This window comes from Rhizobium sp. WYCCWR 11152 (genome assembly GCF_013087615.1).
GTDB lineage: Bacteria > Pseudomonadota > Alphaproteobacteria > Rhizobiales > Rhizobiaceae > Rhizobium > Rhizobium indicum.
This window is the reverse complement of record NZ_JABFCP010000024.1, coordinates 56,017-69,901: the sequence shown is the minus strand read 5'-3', so window position 1 is coordinate 69,901 and position 13,885 is coordinate 56,017. Positions and strand designations below refer to the sequence as shown.

The window sequence follows — 13,885 nt, the reverse complement described above, 5'->3', positions numbered from 1 at the left end:
AGGGCCTGCACCAAAAATGACGGATCACGCCGGCTTACGCGGTGACTTTCGACGATTCAGGATACGAAGGTCATCCTGTACAAATTGCCGAATGCATGATTTGGCGCATCAGAGGATCGTCCGTTGAGTGAAATCGTTCCCGATCAGTTGTCGTCGTCCCGCCAGTAAGGAATTGAATGGCCAAGAAAAATTATAAATCGATGGACGACTTCGCGACTGCCGCCGGCGTATCGCGTCCGACCTTGTCGAAATATTTCGATGACCCCTCGCAGATCAAGGAGGTGACCCGCAAGCGTATCGAGGCGGCTCTCAAGAAGTCGCATTTCGAGCCGAACCTTTTCGCCCGGCATCTCAATCGCAAGCGGACCAGGAATATCGGGATTCTGGTCCCGACCATGTCGGATCCCTTTTATGTGCAGGTCGTGTCGCTGATCGAGCTGGAGTTGCGCGAAAAGGGATTCTGGCCTGTCCAGATCTCTTCGCACACGCGGCCGGAGCTGGAGGCGGAGGCCGTTCGGACCTTGCTGTCGCTGAAGGTCGCGGGTGCGATCGTGGCGCCGCTCGGAGCCGGTTCGCGCCGTTCCGCGCTGGAAAGGCTGAGGGATGCCATACCCGTCGTCTGCTTCGACAATCCTGCCGACGCCGACCTTCCTTATGTCGGCAACGATAACGCGCAAAGCATGGCAGCCATTGTGCAATATCTCTGCCGGTCCGGTGAGCCGCCGATCTTCCTGGAAATTCCGCATATGACCGAAAATGCCGGCGAACGGCAGGCGGGCTACCGCGCGACCATGGCGAGGGAAGGGCATGCTCCGTTGGTCATCGATTGCGACGCACCACCTTCCTGGGAATTCGAGCGTCTCGGATACGAGCAGATGCAGAGAATTCTTGCGAATGGCGGTCTTCCGGGCAAAACGCTGCTATGCGCCAACGACCGCTTCGCTTTCGGCGCGATGGCGGCCGCATTCGCTTCGGGACTGAAAATCGGCCGTAGCGACGCGTGCGACGTGCGCATTGCCGGGCACGACGATCACCCGCTGAGCCGATATACCTGTCCGTCGCTGACGACGATGGCCCAGAACGCGCCTGAGATCGCCGCGAAATCCGTGGAGCTTTTGCTGGCGCATATCGAAAGCGAGGATGATGGAACCACCCCTGCGACGAACAAGGTGATCCTCGAGGCAACGCTGGTTATGCGCGAGTCGGCTTGAGACTGGGCGGGTTCCCGCCTCAACGGGCAAGCGCAGGATCCATGGCGCGCCATGCCATAGCAATAACCTCGAGAGCCTCCTGCGCCTCCGGAATGGCCCGTCGCTTCGATACGAAGCCATGGATCTGTCCAGGCCAGATCCGGGTCGTTGCCTTCGCCTCAGTGCCAAGCCGCTCGGCATAAGCGGCCCCTTCGTCGAACAACACGTCGTATCCGGCAAGGATCACCAGGGCCGGCGCCACGCCCGCCAGCGATGCTGCGCTCAGCGGCGAGGCTCGCCAGTCCGACCGGCTCGCGGCGTCCGGCAGATAGTGGTCTCGAAACCATTTCATCGCCGCCGCCGTCAGGCCGAAACCCTCTTCGTAACGTGAGTAGCTATCGCTTGTCTGCAACTGGTCGGTCACCGGATAGATCAGCACCTGTCCGATAACAGCCGGCACCTGTCCGTCCCGCGCCAGCAGGGCGACGACGGCGGCCAGATTGCCGCCGGCGCTGTCGCCGGCGACGACAATTCTTGCCGGATCGATGCCGAGCGCATCGGCTTGATCGGTCATCCAGACGAGTGTGGCGGCGCAATCATCGATCGCTGCCGGAAAGGGATGTTCCGGGGCCAGGCGATAGTCGGGCGAAACCACGACAGCGCCTGCCATATTGGCCAACGTCCGGCAGATGTCCTCATGGGTTTCCGGTGCTCCGATCACAAAGCCGCCGCCATGTAGATAAAGCAGAGCCGGTGCGCCCTGGCGCGGCGCTGCGCGGCCGCGCCATATCTTCAACCTGATGGCGCCCACATGCCTTTCCAACATCTCGGCCACGTCTTCGAGCGGCCGTTGAATGTCTGCGAAACTATCGAGATATTGCTGCCGCGCCAGCGCCGGCGTGCAGCTTTCGACCGGCGTTTGCGGATCGCCAGGCCATGCAAGCGCACGTTTGGCGGATTCATCCAGTCGTGTCATGCCAGCAAACTCCTCGCTTCGTCTTCCCGCAATTCTTTTGGATGCGCGACAATACCCGGAATGGTCTGCACGACACCGGTTTCACCGGCACGCAGGATCGCTTCCATGACTTCGAGCACATGGAGAGCGAGATCGCCCGAAGCACGCGGCGCACGGCCCTCGATGATTGCGCGTGCGAGATCGGCAAGGCCCAGCATGCGGTAGTTGGCGCGATCAGGCGCTGCGATCGGCCAGTTGACGGCGCCAAAGAGTTCGCCTGATGTATCCGTTTCCTGCCAGGGCGCGCCGCGGCTGGAGAGCGCGACGGAGCCGCCGAAATTGTCGGGGTCGGGCAGACGCAGCGAGCCTTCGGTCCCGTGGAGCTCGATGGGGTGATTGGAGTGGCGGAAGACGTCCCAGGAGGTGCCGAAGGTGACCGTGGCACCGCAATCGAATTCCAGCAACGACAGCACGCTGGTCGGCGTGCCGACCTTGAACGTGGTGCCCTGCTTCGGTCCCTCCGCCGTGATGAGCCGCTCTTCCTGCCCGCTTGTGGCGACGGCCTGCACACGGCGGATCGGCCCCATCAGATTGACCATCATCGTCAGATAATAAGGCCCCATATCCATGACCGGGCCGGCGCCGGCCTGGTAATAAAAGCTGGGATCCGGATGCCAGTGCTCCATGCCGCGCCCCATCATGAAGGCTGTCCCGGTCACCGGCTTGCCGATGGCGCCGGCTTCCATCTGCCGCCGGGCATGGCGTCCGGCCGCCCCCAGGAACGTGTCTGGCGCCGAGCCGAGCATGAGGCCCTTTACGGCGGCGGCATCCACCAACCGGCGTCCTTCGGCGGCCGTGACTCCGAGCGGCTTCTCCGTGAAGACATGCTTGCCCGCCGACAGCGCCCGCATCGAAACGTCAAAATGCGCGGCCGGGATCGTCAGATTGAGGATGAGGTCGATGTTCCTGTCGTCGATGAGGCTATCGACGTCAGCCGCACGCAGATCGAACTCAGCTGCGCGGCGCTTGGCGGCGTCTGCGTTGAGGTCTGCACAGGCGATGATTTCGACGCCGCGAAACAGCGGCGCGTTGCGCATATAGGCGAGCGAAATGTTGCCGCATCCCACAACGCCGATCCTGAGTTTCATGCCATTGGTCTGTGTCATCGAAGAACCTGATTTTGCCGTTGCGGGTGCGAAGGGTTGAGGGTGCGTTACATTTTAATCGCAAGGAATAAAATATATTGACGCACGGTAACATTTGACCGTACGTAATGGCAAGACGCTGGCGCCCCGCTGAAGAGACCGTCGTTCCAGTCTTCGGCCGCCTCTCCAGGCGGAAGAGGTTTGGCAAGGCCGGCGAAGCCCCCGAGGATTGCACGCGCGGGGAAGCCGCCGGCTTCGGTATCGGCTGTCATCAATGAATAGGTCAGGACCGCGATATGAAAAATGCTGAGCCGCAGATCGGCTGCCAAACATTCACCTGGGAGATGCTGGGCACGGGTTGGGGCGGCGGTCCGGATGATCTGGTGCGCGCCATTGCCGATGGCGGATATGCCGGTCTCGAAATCACCGATACGATGATCGGTCACTACGCGCTCAAGCCTGCCGACTTTGCCCGCACCCTGACGGATGCCGGCTTGGCGCTGGTTTCCTTTGCCTTCGGCTCCGCCAGCGGTTTCACGGTGGCGGAAAAGATTGCCTCCGATCTCGAAACGGCGCGGCGATGGATGGATTTCGCGGCGAACTTTCCCGGTGCGATGGTATCGATGGGATCGGCGACGGTTGTCTCGGATGGTCCACGCGATGAGAAATTTGCCATTGCGGCCGCGTGCTACAATCGTGCGACCGAGATTGGACAGTCGGCTGGCGTCACTGTAGCTGTCCATCCTTCCTCGCACCACAACACGCTGCTGTTCACGCGGAACGACTATGATCAGCTGTTTGCTCTCTTGGATCCACAAGTGGGTTGGGTGCCGGATACCGGCCATATCCTGCGTGGCGGCCAGCAGATCGGCGACACGCTGGCGGCCCACCGGGACCGGATCCGTTACGTGCATCTGAAGGATGTCGACGCCGGCGGGACCTGGTCGATGCTCGGCGAAGGCGTCTGCGACGTGCCTGCCGTGATTTCGGCCGTTCGCAATGCGCCGCAATTTATCGGCTGGATCGTGGTGGAAGAAGAATCGGACCATGCCGGAACCGATCCTTCCGCCGCCGTTCGCGCGAACCGCGAGACGCTTCGACGTCTGGGATTTTAGCCCATCTCGCTTTCCCCGGCATCGGCCGGGGCCTTCGGCTCGCGCCAAAGCCTCTCCCGGCTCTCTTTTGAAATGGACAGGTGGACTGCAGATCACGCGTAGCGAACCTCCACGCCCAGCTTGTCCAACCGGTGACGGATGCTGTGCGGCATGTTGCTATCCGTGATGATCAGATCGACGCGTGACAGCGAGAAGGCTTTGGAGGAGGCGCCGATGTCAAATTTGCTCGAATCCGCCACGAGGACGACACGCCGGGCCATGCGAACCAGGTTGCGCTTGGTCCGCGCCACGTCCTCGGAGACATCGACGACATCGAAGGCCTGATCGATCGCGTGGGCGCCGACAAAGGCCTGGTGGGCGACGAGCCCGCCGACCGCCTTGTCGGAGTCCTGTACGATCGTGCTCACGGTGCTGGGAAACACGCGGCCGCCGATCATGTGCACGTCGAGCCCTGGCCGGTACATCAGATGCTGGGCGATGTTCATTGCCGTGGTCGCAACCACGACGTTGTTGACCGGTGGCATCTGCATGGCCACCTGCAACAGCGTCGAACCGCTGTCGAAGACGATCGACTGGTTATCGATGATCTGTCGCGCAGCCATCTGGGCGATGCGTCGCTTCGCATCGAAATTGCGTTGCATGCGTTCCTCGAAGGCCGCTGCCGGAGAGTCGGACGGCAGGGCGATTGCCCCGCCATGCGTTTTGATCAACTGCTTTTTGGCGTCCATGATTTCGAGATCGGAGCGGATCGTCACTTCCGATACCTCGAAGAATTCCGCGAGCTGGCGGGTGCGTGCCTGGCCGACCCGTTGAAGTTCCAGCATGATCTGCTGCCGCCTCTGTTCTGCAAGCATATGTGATCCCGACCTGTCGCCCTTTGCGATCATATGGCTTTTGAAAAACGAAAGTTCACCGCCTTATCCTACGGCTCTTGCTACAAAAATAGCCGCATGATGACGAAAATGCACGTCAAAAATTCATCATCCATGTAAAAACGAAAGAAATCGAAATATTGAATATTTGTTTGTTTTCGAGTTAGGGTTCCCCCAGCATCGGCGCCAGCAATCGCAAAGCCGGCAATCACAAAGGAAGTATCGCCATGGGTCTCGGAACCAAAGTCCGCCTCGCACGCCTGTTCTCGAACCCATCGGGGCATCTGTTCGGCGGCGCCGTCGATCATTTTGTCGGTTATGGCAATGTGCGTGAGGGCGGGCTTGCCGACCTGCCGGGTGCGCTCAGACGCGTCATGGCGGGAGGCCCCGACTACATCAGCATTCAGCCCGGCGCGGCGCGCCACCTCTGGTCGGAATATGCCGGAAAGGCAGCGCTGGTCATCCAGGGCGGTTGCTTCACCGCCGACGACCGTATTCGTCAGCTCATCGCGACCCCGGAAGACGCGGTGCGTTATGGTGCGGACGCTCTGGCTGTCGCCATTCCCGTGCGCGGCGCCACCGAAGGAGAGTATATCCGCTGGCTCACCGATACGGTCAACGCCGCCGCCCGCTTCGAAATGCCGGTCGTTGCCCATGTCTATCCCCGCGATTTCACAGATGGCGGCAAGATCGTATTCACCCCGGATGAGATTGCCTATGCGGTGCGCATCGGCTTCGAGGCCGGCGTCGACGTGATCAAGGTCGGCTACACCGGCGATTTCGAGTCCTTCCGCGAGACCGTTGCGACTTGCCCGATCCCGGTCGTGATCGCCGGCGGCCCGAAGACCGATACGCTGCTCGGAGCGCTCGTCCAGACCTCGGAAGCATTGCGCGCTGGAGCCAAAGGCGCGGTCGTCGGTCGCAATCTTTGGGGTCACGGCGATACCACCATGGCCGCGCGCGCCTTCAAGTTCGTCATTCACAACGGGATGGCGCCTGAGGATGCGCTGGCGGCGGCCGGTGCTTGAGACGTGTCGCGCCCTTTCCAGGTTCTGGGCTTCGGCGCTCTGGCAATCGATGACATCATTTATGTCGATCGGGGGCTGACGGCCGGCAAGGGGAAAGTGACGAAGCGCACCACGGACCATGGCGGCAACGTGGCGACGGCCCTTGTTGCCGTCGCCCGGCTCGGCGGGCAGGCCGGCTTCATCGGCTGGCTCGGTGATGAGCCAACGGCCGACGTGGCGGGCAGCGAGCTCGAGCGGGACGGTGTCGACATATCGCTGGCTCCCCGCCACGCGGATGCCGCGCCGATCCGCTCCGTGATCACGGTTGGTCCCGACGGCGACCGGTTCATCGCTTATGACGACGATGTGCTGCACGGCACGTCGGATGCGCTGCCCGACGACGTTCTGATGCAGGCCCCGGTACTGCTGATCGACGGCTATGCCACGCACTCCGAAAGTGTCGTGGCGCGCGCACGCGCCCTGGGTCTGGCCGTGATTGCCGATATTGAATGGACGGTGGGCGCCGCGACCGACCGGATCCTGGCTTTTGCCGATCATCTGGTGCTGCCGCTTGCCTTCGGGCGGGAGTACACCGGCGAGGGTGATCCCACGATGATCCTGGACAAACTCTGGTCCGGGGATCGGTCCGCGGTTGTCCTGACTGATGGCGAACGAGGGACCTACCTCCGCCAGAGCGGCGATGCCACCCGCTGGCATGTACCGGCCTATCAGGTTCAGGCGGTCGACACGACCGGCGCCGGTGATTGCTTTCACGGTGCCTACTCTCTTGCTCTCGCTAGGGGTAAGAGCCCGCTTGATTGCACTGCCTATGCCACGGCGGCGGCCGCCATTTCCGTGACCGCACGGGGAGGGCGCAGAGGCCTGCCGGATCACCTGATGTGCCTGGCATGGATGGCGGCGGAGAATGCGCCTGTGCCGATGCCGATGCCGGGATGCCAAAAATGAGCGCGGGCGGCGATGGGTGCCAGCACCGGTCGACTGCCCGAGCAGAGCCTCACGGCTGACGTGTCATTGAATCGCTTTGAGCGATCTCTCAACAGCGGCAACTTTGATCATAAAAGTTACGCGCGATAAAAAATATAATTCCGCAGTTTATTTTTAATTTCTTGTAAAAGATCGATATTTTTCAAATAGGTATTAGGAACTGCTGGTAATCTGCGGCGAACTATCCTCGATTCTTTGGTTGACTTTGAAGCTCAGGCCTGAGCTTTCTTGTCAAAAGGATCGGAGACGGCGGGGAGCGCCGTCTGAAGATATGATCTGGACTGGTACGGGAGGACGAGACGTGGCTGTGGTTGTACTCGACAAAATCTGCAAGACCTATGGAAACAGCTACCATGCGATCAAGGATCTGAGCCTGACGATCCATGATGGCGAGTTTCTGATTCTGGTCGGGCCGTCCGGATGCGGAAAATCGACCGCTCTGCGCATGATTGCCGGGCTCGAGGAAATCAGCAGCGGAACATTGAGCATCGGCGGTCAGGACGTCGTGGATCTCGCGCCCAAGGACCGGGACATTGCCATGGTCTTTCAGAGCTATGCGCTTTATCCGCACATGACTGTGTTCGACAACATCGCCTTTTCGATGAAGTTGGCCGGAAAGAACAAGGCCGAACGTACCAAGCGCGTGCACGAGATCGCCAAGATCCTGCAGCTGGAGCCCTTGCTGGGCAACAAGCCCGCACAGCTTTCCGGCGGCCAGCGCCAGCGTGTTGCGATGGGCCGCGCCATGGTCCGCGAGCCCGCGGCATTCCTCATGGACGAACCGCTCTCGAACCTCGATGCGAAGCTGCGTGTTCAGATGCGGGCAGAGATCGCCAGCCTGCAGAGACAGCTGGGCGTGACGACGATCTACGTGACCCATGATCAGACCGAAGCGCTGACCATGGGCGATCGGGTTGCGGTGCTGAAGGGCGGCGTGCTGCAGCAGGTGGATACGCCCAAGGCTCTCTATCACCGCCCGGTCAATGCGTTTGTCGCCGGCTTTATCGGCTCGCCTTCGATGAACCTTTTCGAAGGGCGTCTGGCGAGTGGACGGATCCATCTGCCGGGCTTCTCCATTCCCTTGTCCGGCGGCGCCTTCGAGCGCGCTCCCGGTCTATCCGCATTCGAGGGAAAGGATGTGATCTTTGGGGTCAGGCCCGAGGACCTCTACGACAGCCGGTTGCCGTCTGGCGCCTCCCATCCGACGATCCCCGTTGTCGTGAAATCGATCGAGGAGCTTGGGTCCGAGCTGATCGTGCATTTGAAGATCGACGCGGTCCGCATCGACTCAGGCGACCCCGATGCCGTCGAGGACCTGAGCGGGGCCGCCAATGCTGTCGCGCGGTTCGAAGCAGTCAGCGCGGTCGAGACAGGCCAATCGATCGATCTGGCCATCGACCCGGCGAAACTGCACTTTTTCCACCCTCAAACGCATATGGCGCTGTGAAGTGACGAGGGAGAGCCGGCAGGCGCTCGTCGCGGCCCGGCCAGAAGACGTCGGCGACGTTTGATGTCTTGAAAGCATTCCATCCGACGCCGAAACCAGCGTTCATCTTCAGTATCCGACTTAAAGGGCTTATCGATGCCAGCAAAACAGGAACGACGTCTCCGCATCGGCGTATTGGGAGCCGGCCAGATTGCCCAGGCCGCGCACTTCGAGAGCTGCACGAAGGCAGCCAATGCCGACCTTTATGCGATTTGCGACGTTGCCGAGGATCTCCGCGAACGTATGGCAATCACCCACGGGGCGGAAAAAACCTATGGCGACTACGACAAGATGCTGGCCGATCCCGACCTCGATGCCGTGGTCATCGCGACCGCCGACGCCTTTCATGTCCCGGCTTCCATTCGCGCCCTTCAGGCGGGCAAACATGTCCTGTGCGAAAAACCCGTCGGTGTCACTATCGAGGAATGCCTCGAACTGAAGGCTGTGGTCGACACGTCGGGAAAGGTGTTTCAGGTCGGGCATATGAAGCGTTTCGACGCGGGGCTCCAAGCTGCCAAATCCTTCATCCGCGATGAAATGGGCGAGATGGTCGCTCTCAAAGCATGGTATTGCGACAGCACGCACCGCTATCCGATGACCGATGCGGTCCAGCCGCTGATCGTCACCAGCGCCAATGCGAAGAAGCCCTCCGCCAATCCGAAAGCCGACCTGCGGCGCTACTATATGCTTGCGCACGGTTGCCATCTGATCGACACGGCACGTTATTTCGCCGGCGACATTGTTTCGGTCAACGCTCGTCTGTCCGAGCGAGCCGGCATCTGGTGCTGGTTCGTGGACGTGGAATTTGCCTCCGGCACGCTCGGCCATCTCGATCTCACCGTCCAGGTGCGCATGGACTGGCACGAAGGCTTCCAGATCTACGGCAAGAACGGCAGCATTTTGGGCAAGACCTATAACCCATGGTACTACAAGACCAGCGAGGTGGACATTTTCCGGGAAGCGGACGGAGCCACCCATCGCGTTCTCGGTGCCGACGGCCATTTTTATCGCCGTCAGGTCGAAGGCTTCGCCCGCACCATTCTGGATGGCGCGGTGATGGAAGGCGCCGACATCGATGATGGTCTGGCATCCGTCCGCGCCATGGTCGCCGTTGCGCGCTCCGTCGAAAGCGGCAAGGCGGTTGCGCTGTCCGACGTCACGGGTGGGGTGTGATGAAGCTCGGCATCTTCGCAAAGACCTTCGAGGGAACGGAACCCTTGACCGTTCTCAATGCGGTCGCTGGCGCCGGGTTCACCTGCACACAATATAATATGGCCTGCTCGGGCCTTGCGCCGATGCCGGAGACGATTACCGAAGCCCAGGCCCGCTCGGTTGCTGAAGCGGCGGGCGAAAGCGGCGTCGAGATCGTCGCCATTTCGGGCACCTTCAACATGATCCATCCGGATCCCGCCGTCCGCGAGGCCGGCCTTCGCAGACTGGCAACGCTGGCCGAACGCTGCGCCGGCATGTCGACGGCTCTGATCACGCTTTGCACCGGCACACGCGACCCCATCGACCAGTGGAAGGCGCATGCCGACAACGACACGCCGGAGGCCTGGCGGGATCTCCTCGACGCCATGGGCGCGGCCATCGAGATCGCCGAGCGCTACGATGTGGATCTCGGCATCGAGCCCGAGCTTGCCAATGTCGTCAACTCGGCTGAGAAGGCCTATCGGCTGATCGCGGCACTAAAGAGCCCCCGCATCAAGATCGTGCTCGATCCGGCCAATCTCTTCGAGGTCGCGACGATGCATGAACAGCGGAGCATCGTCTCTTCCGCCATCGACCTTCTGGCCGATCGGATCGTCATGGCGCATGCGAAAGATCGCAATCCCGACGGTAGTTTCGCGACCGCCGGCAAGGGCGTCCTCGACTATGGGCATTATCTCGGCCGTCTCAAGGCGATCGGCTTTAAGGGCAGTCTTGTCACGCATGGTCTTTCGGCCTCGGAGGCGGCCAGTGTCGCAACCTTCCTGAAGAATAACCTCGACGGTAATTCTGCGGAGGCTGGCAGATGAGACGGGCGCAGCCGTTCGAAACCAGCGACGGGGCCATTCTCAACGTCGATATGGCGGGCGAGGGCGCGTCCATAATCTTCCAGCACGGCTTATGCGGCGACGCGGCGCAGACCGATGAAGTCTTTCCGCTCGGCGCGGGGTTTCGCCGGATCACGATCGAAGCGCGCGGGCACGGCCATTCCCAAGCCGGCAAACTGGAGCAACTGTCGATCGCGACCTTCTGCGATGATATCGCCGCCTATATCGAAAAAAACCTTACGTCGCCGATCGTGATCGGCGGCATCTCGATGGGCGCGGCGATCGCTTTGCGTCTGGCGGTCAAGCGCCCCGATCTTGTCAAGGCTCTGATCATCGCAAGGCCGGCCTGGCTGACGGCATCCGCGCCGGAGAATATGGCACCCAACGCCGAAGTCGGGCATCTTCTGAAAAATCTGCCGCCGAATGACGCAAAGACAGCATTCCTGGCCGGGCCGGTGGGCGTGCGGCTCGCCGCCGAGGCGCCGGACAATCTGGCCTCGCTTGCCGGCTTTTTCTCCCGCACGCCTTTGGATGTGACCGCCGAACTGCTCACCAGGATTTCCAATGACGGTCCTGATGTGACCGACGAGGACGTCGGCAATCTCACCGTACCGACGCTGGTTATCGGCCATGATCGGGACAGCATTCATCCTCTTGGCCATGCGCATGCTCTTGCCGAGCGGATTGCCGGCGCGCGTTTGGTGCAGATCACATCGAAGACCGAGAGCCGCCCGCAATACGTTGCCGACTTCCGGCTTGCCATGGGCAATTTTCTGAAGGAGCTCTGAAACAATGACGACCCCCTCCAAAACCTGGATCGCCGATCTTCCGAAAGATCGCCTGATTGCCGAATTCTCCGTCTGGTCGGCCGATCTCGTGCATCTGGCGGACGATCTGGCGCGTGTCGATCCTCACGTCGACATCCTCCATATCGATGTCGCCGATGGCCATTTCGCGCCGGCAATGTTGTTTTTCCCTGATCTTGTTGCCGGCGTGCGCAAAGTGTCTTCGCGCCCGATCCATGTTCACCTGATGGTCGCCGACAGCATCCTCCTGTCGCAGATCGAGCAGTTCGCCGATGCGGGCAGCGACCTGATCAGTCTTCATTTTGAAAACGAAAGCGTCGCCGCCGAGGCGCTCGATCTTCTCGATCGCCGCGGTGTGGCCGCCGGCATGGTGCTCAAGGTCGACACCCCTGTCGAACGCGTCGAGAAATATGCTTCCCGGCTGCGCTTTGTGACGCTGCTCGGCACGGCGATCGGCGTGAAGGGCCAGGGTCTCGACGAAAAAGCCGGAGCGCGGCTTCAGCAGGCAAAGCAAATCATTGGCGGCTGCGGTGCAGCGCATCGGATCGTGCTGGCGGCCGACGGCGGTATTCGCGAGCACACCGTGCCGCTTCTGCGCCAGTCGGGCGCGGAGACGGTCGTCCTCGGTTCCCTGGCTTTCAATGCGCCATCGCTCGACGAGCGGATGGCATGGGTGCGCGCACTCTAGAGCGGTTCAGCTTTTAACGGAGGCGCAGAACCGCTCTATCCTTTTGTTTTTACGCAATTCCGGACGGAAAACCGCTTCGCACTTTTCCTGGAATTGCTCTAACTCATGGTCTTCACATGCAGCAGATTGCCATTGGAATCGACCTCGGTGGGACGCAGGTGCGCGCTGCCCTCGTCGACGAGCAGGGCAGGATCCTGGCGCGCGCAGCCGAACCGACGGATGCGCTGGCAGGCCCCGACCGCGTGCTCGCCCAAATCTGCGGCCTGACCGATGGACTGCTTGCAGCATCGAACCCCGCTTCTGTGGTGGGCGTCGGCGTATCCGCTCCGGGTCCACTCGATACGGTCGCCGGCGTCGCCTCGAATATCCCGACGCTCTCAGGCTTTGTCGACTTTCCACTGAAGGCGGAGTTGCAGAAGCGGTTTTCGTTTCCGGTCGACCTCGAGAACGATGCGATTGCCGCCGCCATCGGCGAGTGGCAGTTCGGAGCCGGCAAAGGGCTCGACAATCTGGTCTATGTCACCGTGAGCACCGGCATTGGCGGTGGCGTTGTGTCGGATGGTCGCGTCGTGCGCGGCCGCAAGGGCATGGCAGCCCATGTCGGGCACATGTCGGTCGTGCCGAACGGAGAGCCTTGCCCCTGCGGCAACAGGGGTTGTTTCGAGGCCTACGGATCCGGAACGGCTTTTGCGCGCCGCGCCCAAATGAGGGCGATGGAATCCAGCGGGACGACAATCGGCAGCGATGGCGGCGCCATCGACAGCCGCAGCGTTTTTGCGGCGGCAAGAAATGGCGATCGTCTCGCAAATCAACTGATTGACGAGGAAGCGGAAATTCTCGGTCGCGGCTTCACCAGCCTGATCCATATCTTCAGTCCCGATATCATCGTGATGGGAGGCGGGCTTTCCCACGAGTTCGACCGGCTGCAGCCGGGCATTCAAGGCTACATCGCGCAATGGGCAATGCCGGCATTCAAGGATGTCAAAGTGGTGCTGGCGGCGTTGGATCAGAACTCGGGCCTCGTTGGCGCAGCGGCTCTGGCGTTTCTGACGGGGAATGGCGTTCGGACCTGATCCAGACCCTCGAGGCGACAGGCTTGGTCAGATGCGCCGGTTCAACTCGTCTTCGCTGATCCCAAAGTGGTCGAGAATGATGCCGACGTTTCGACGATGAGATTTGAAATAGACGTCGAAGAGATCGCCAAGCAGCGGAACCGTTCCGCCGGCGGCGTCGATGCCGAGATTGACGGCCATGCGGGCGAGTTTGTGGGTGGGAATGCCGAGACGTCTTGCCTCATCGATGATGAAAAGACCGATGAGGGATCCGGCAATGTCGCCGATGGCGGGGATGAGGCCGAGAATTGAGTCCGCGCCGATACGCACGCCGATGACAGGCAGTCTGACCGCGGTATCCATCAGGCGCGCTATGCCGACGGCGCGCCGAATTCTTCCGAGTTCGATGGACGTCAGGTGTTTCGCGCGGGTTGAGGTTGGCATCAGCGGCCTTTTGGCGCAAGCAATCGCTCCGCCTCATTGTGATTTTCCATTGCCTTGAAACGATGCAAACCCAATAAGGTTCGC

At 61.3% G+C, this 13,885-nt stretch carries 14 protein-coding genes; 10 read left to right on the top strand and 4 right to left on the bottom strand.

The annotated features are described in order from the left end of the window. The first annotated feature begins 176 nt into the window (after nt 1–176). Nucleotides 177–1,211, top strand: coding sequence for a LacI family DNA-binding transcriptional regulator (locus tag G9X67_RS30745; protein ID WP_171600408.1), 1,035 nt, complete (start codon nt 177–179; stop codon nt 1,209–1,211). A gap of 19 nt (nt 1,212–1,230) precedes the next feature. Here the strand turns inward: G9X67_RS30745 and G9X67_RS30740 are convergent, their stop codons facing one another. Both G9X67_RS30740 and G9X67_RS30735 read right to left on the bottom strand, forming a co-directional pair. Further along, on the bottom strand, nt 1,231–2,166 hold the full coding sequence (locus G9X67_RS30740; protein WP_171600407.1) for an alpha/beta hydrolase: 936 nt from the start codon (nt 2,164–2,166) through the stop codon (nt 1,231–1,233). Then, nucleotides 2,163–3,311, bottom strand: a complete 1,149-nt coding sequence (locus G9X67_RS30735; protein WP_171600406.1) for a Gfo/Idh/MocA family oxidoreductase — start codon at nt 3,309–3,311, stop codon at nt 2,163–2,165. Before G9X67_RS30735 ends, G9X67_RS30740 begins: the two co-directional genes overlap by 4 nt. 275 nt (nt 3,312–3,586) lie before the next feature. On the opposite strand from G9X67_RS30735, the gene G9X67_RS30730 reads away from it, so the two are divergent. Continuing rightward, a complete protein-coding gene (locus tag G9X67_RS30730) occupies nt 3,587–4,405 on the top strand; it encodes a sugar phosphate isomerase/epimerase (RefSeq protein ID WP_171600405.1) in 819 nt (272 codons plus the stop codon). 92 nt (nt 4,406–4,497) lie between these two features. On the opposite strand, the gene G9X67_RS30725 is transcribed toward G9X67_RS30730, so the two are convergent. Further along, the gene (locus G9X67_RS30725; protein WP_003550157.1) at nt 4,498–5,259 is read right to left on the bottom strand and encodes a DeoR/GlpR family DNA-binding transcription regulator; all 762 of its coding nucleotides are present in this window, start codon (nt 5,257–5,259) and stop codon (nt 4,498–4,500) included. A 245-nt stretch (nt 5,260–5,504) separates the two neighbouring features. Between G9X67_RS30725 and G9X67_RS30720 the strand changes: the two genes are divergently transcribed. The 8 genes from G9X67_RS30720 to G9X67_RS30685 all read left to right on the top strand — a co-directional run bounded on the left by G9X67_RS30720 (nt 5,505) and on the right by G9X67_RS30685 (nt 13,378). Beyond that, nucleotides 5,505–6,305, top strand: coding sequence for a class I fructose-bisphosphate aldolase (locus G9X67_RS30720; protein ID WP_171600404.1), 801 nt, complete (start codon nt 5,505–5,507; stop codon nt 6,303–6,305). Between the two features lie 3 nt (nt 6,306–6,308). Beyond that, entirely contained in the window at nt 6,309–7,250 is a 942-nt protein-coding gene (locus G9X67_RS30715) for a PfkB family carbohydrate kinase (RefSeq protein WP_171600403.1), read from the top strand. A gap of 340 nt (nt 7,251–7,590) precedes the next feature. Further along, the gene (gene ugpC / locus G9X67_RS30710) at nt 7,591–8,736 is read left to right on the top strand and encodes a sn-glycerol-3-phosphate ABC transporter ATP-binding protein UgpC (RefSeq protein ID WP_018480621.1); all 1,146 of its coding nucleotides are present in this window, start codon (nt 7,591–7,593) and stop codon (nt 8,734–8,736) included. A 135-nt stretch (nt 8,737–8,871) separates the two neighbouring features. Then, nucleotides 8,872–9,948 (top strand): Gfo/Idh/MocA family oxidoreductase, encoded by a 1,077-nt coding sequence (locus G9X67_RS30705; RefSeq protein WP_171600402.1) that lies wholly within the window; start codon nt 8,872–8,874, stop codon nt 9,946–9,948. After that, a complete protein-coding gene (locus tag G9X67_RS30700) occupies nt 9,948–10,793 on the top strand; it encodes a sugar phosphate isomerase/epimerase (protein WP_171600401.1) in 846 nt (281 codons plus the stop codon). Before G9X67_RS30705 ends, G9X67_RS30700 begins: the two co-directional genes overlap by 1 nt. Further along, a complete protein-coding gene (locus G9X67_RS30695; RefSeq protein ID WP_171600400.1) occupies nt 10,790–11,599 on the top strand; it encodes an alpha/beta hydrolase in 810 nt (269 codons plus the stop codon). Before G9X67_RS30700 ends, G9X67_RS30695 begins: the two co-directional genes overlap by 4 nt. Nucleotides 11,600–11,603: 4 nt before the next feature. Then, a complete protein-coding gene (locus tag G9X67_RS30690) occupies nt 11,604–12,305 on the top strand; it encodes a ribulose-phosphate 3-epimerase (RefSeq protein WP_138388889.1) in 702 nt (233 codons plus the stop codon). 116 nt (nt 12,306–12,421) lie between these two features. Then, the gene (locus tag G9X67_RS30685) at nt 12,422–13,378 is read left to right on the top strand and encodes an ROK family protein (RefSeq protein ID WP_171600398.1); all 957 of its coding nucleotides are present in this window, start codon (nt 12,422–12,424) and stop codon (nt 13,376–13,378) included. Nucleotides 13,379–13,405: 27 nt separating this feature from the next. Here the strand turns inward: G9X67_RS30685 and G9X67_RS30680 are convergent, their stop codons facing one another. Further along, complete coding sequence (locus G9X67_RS30680; protein WP_138332874.1) at nt 13,406–13,801, bottom strand: DUF4112 domain-containing protein; 396 nt, start codon at nt 13,799–13,801, stop codon at nt 13,406–13,408. Nucleotides 13,802–13,885 lie beyond the last annotated feature (84 nt).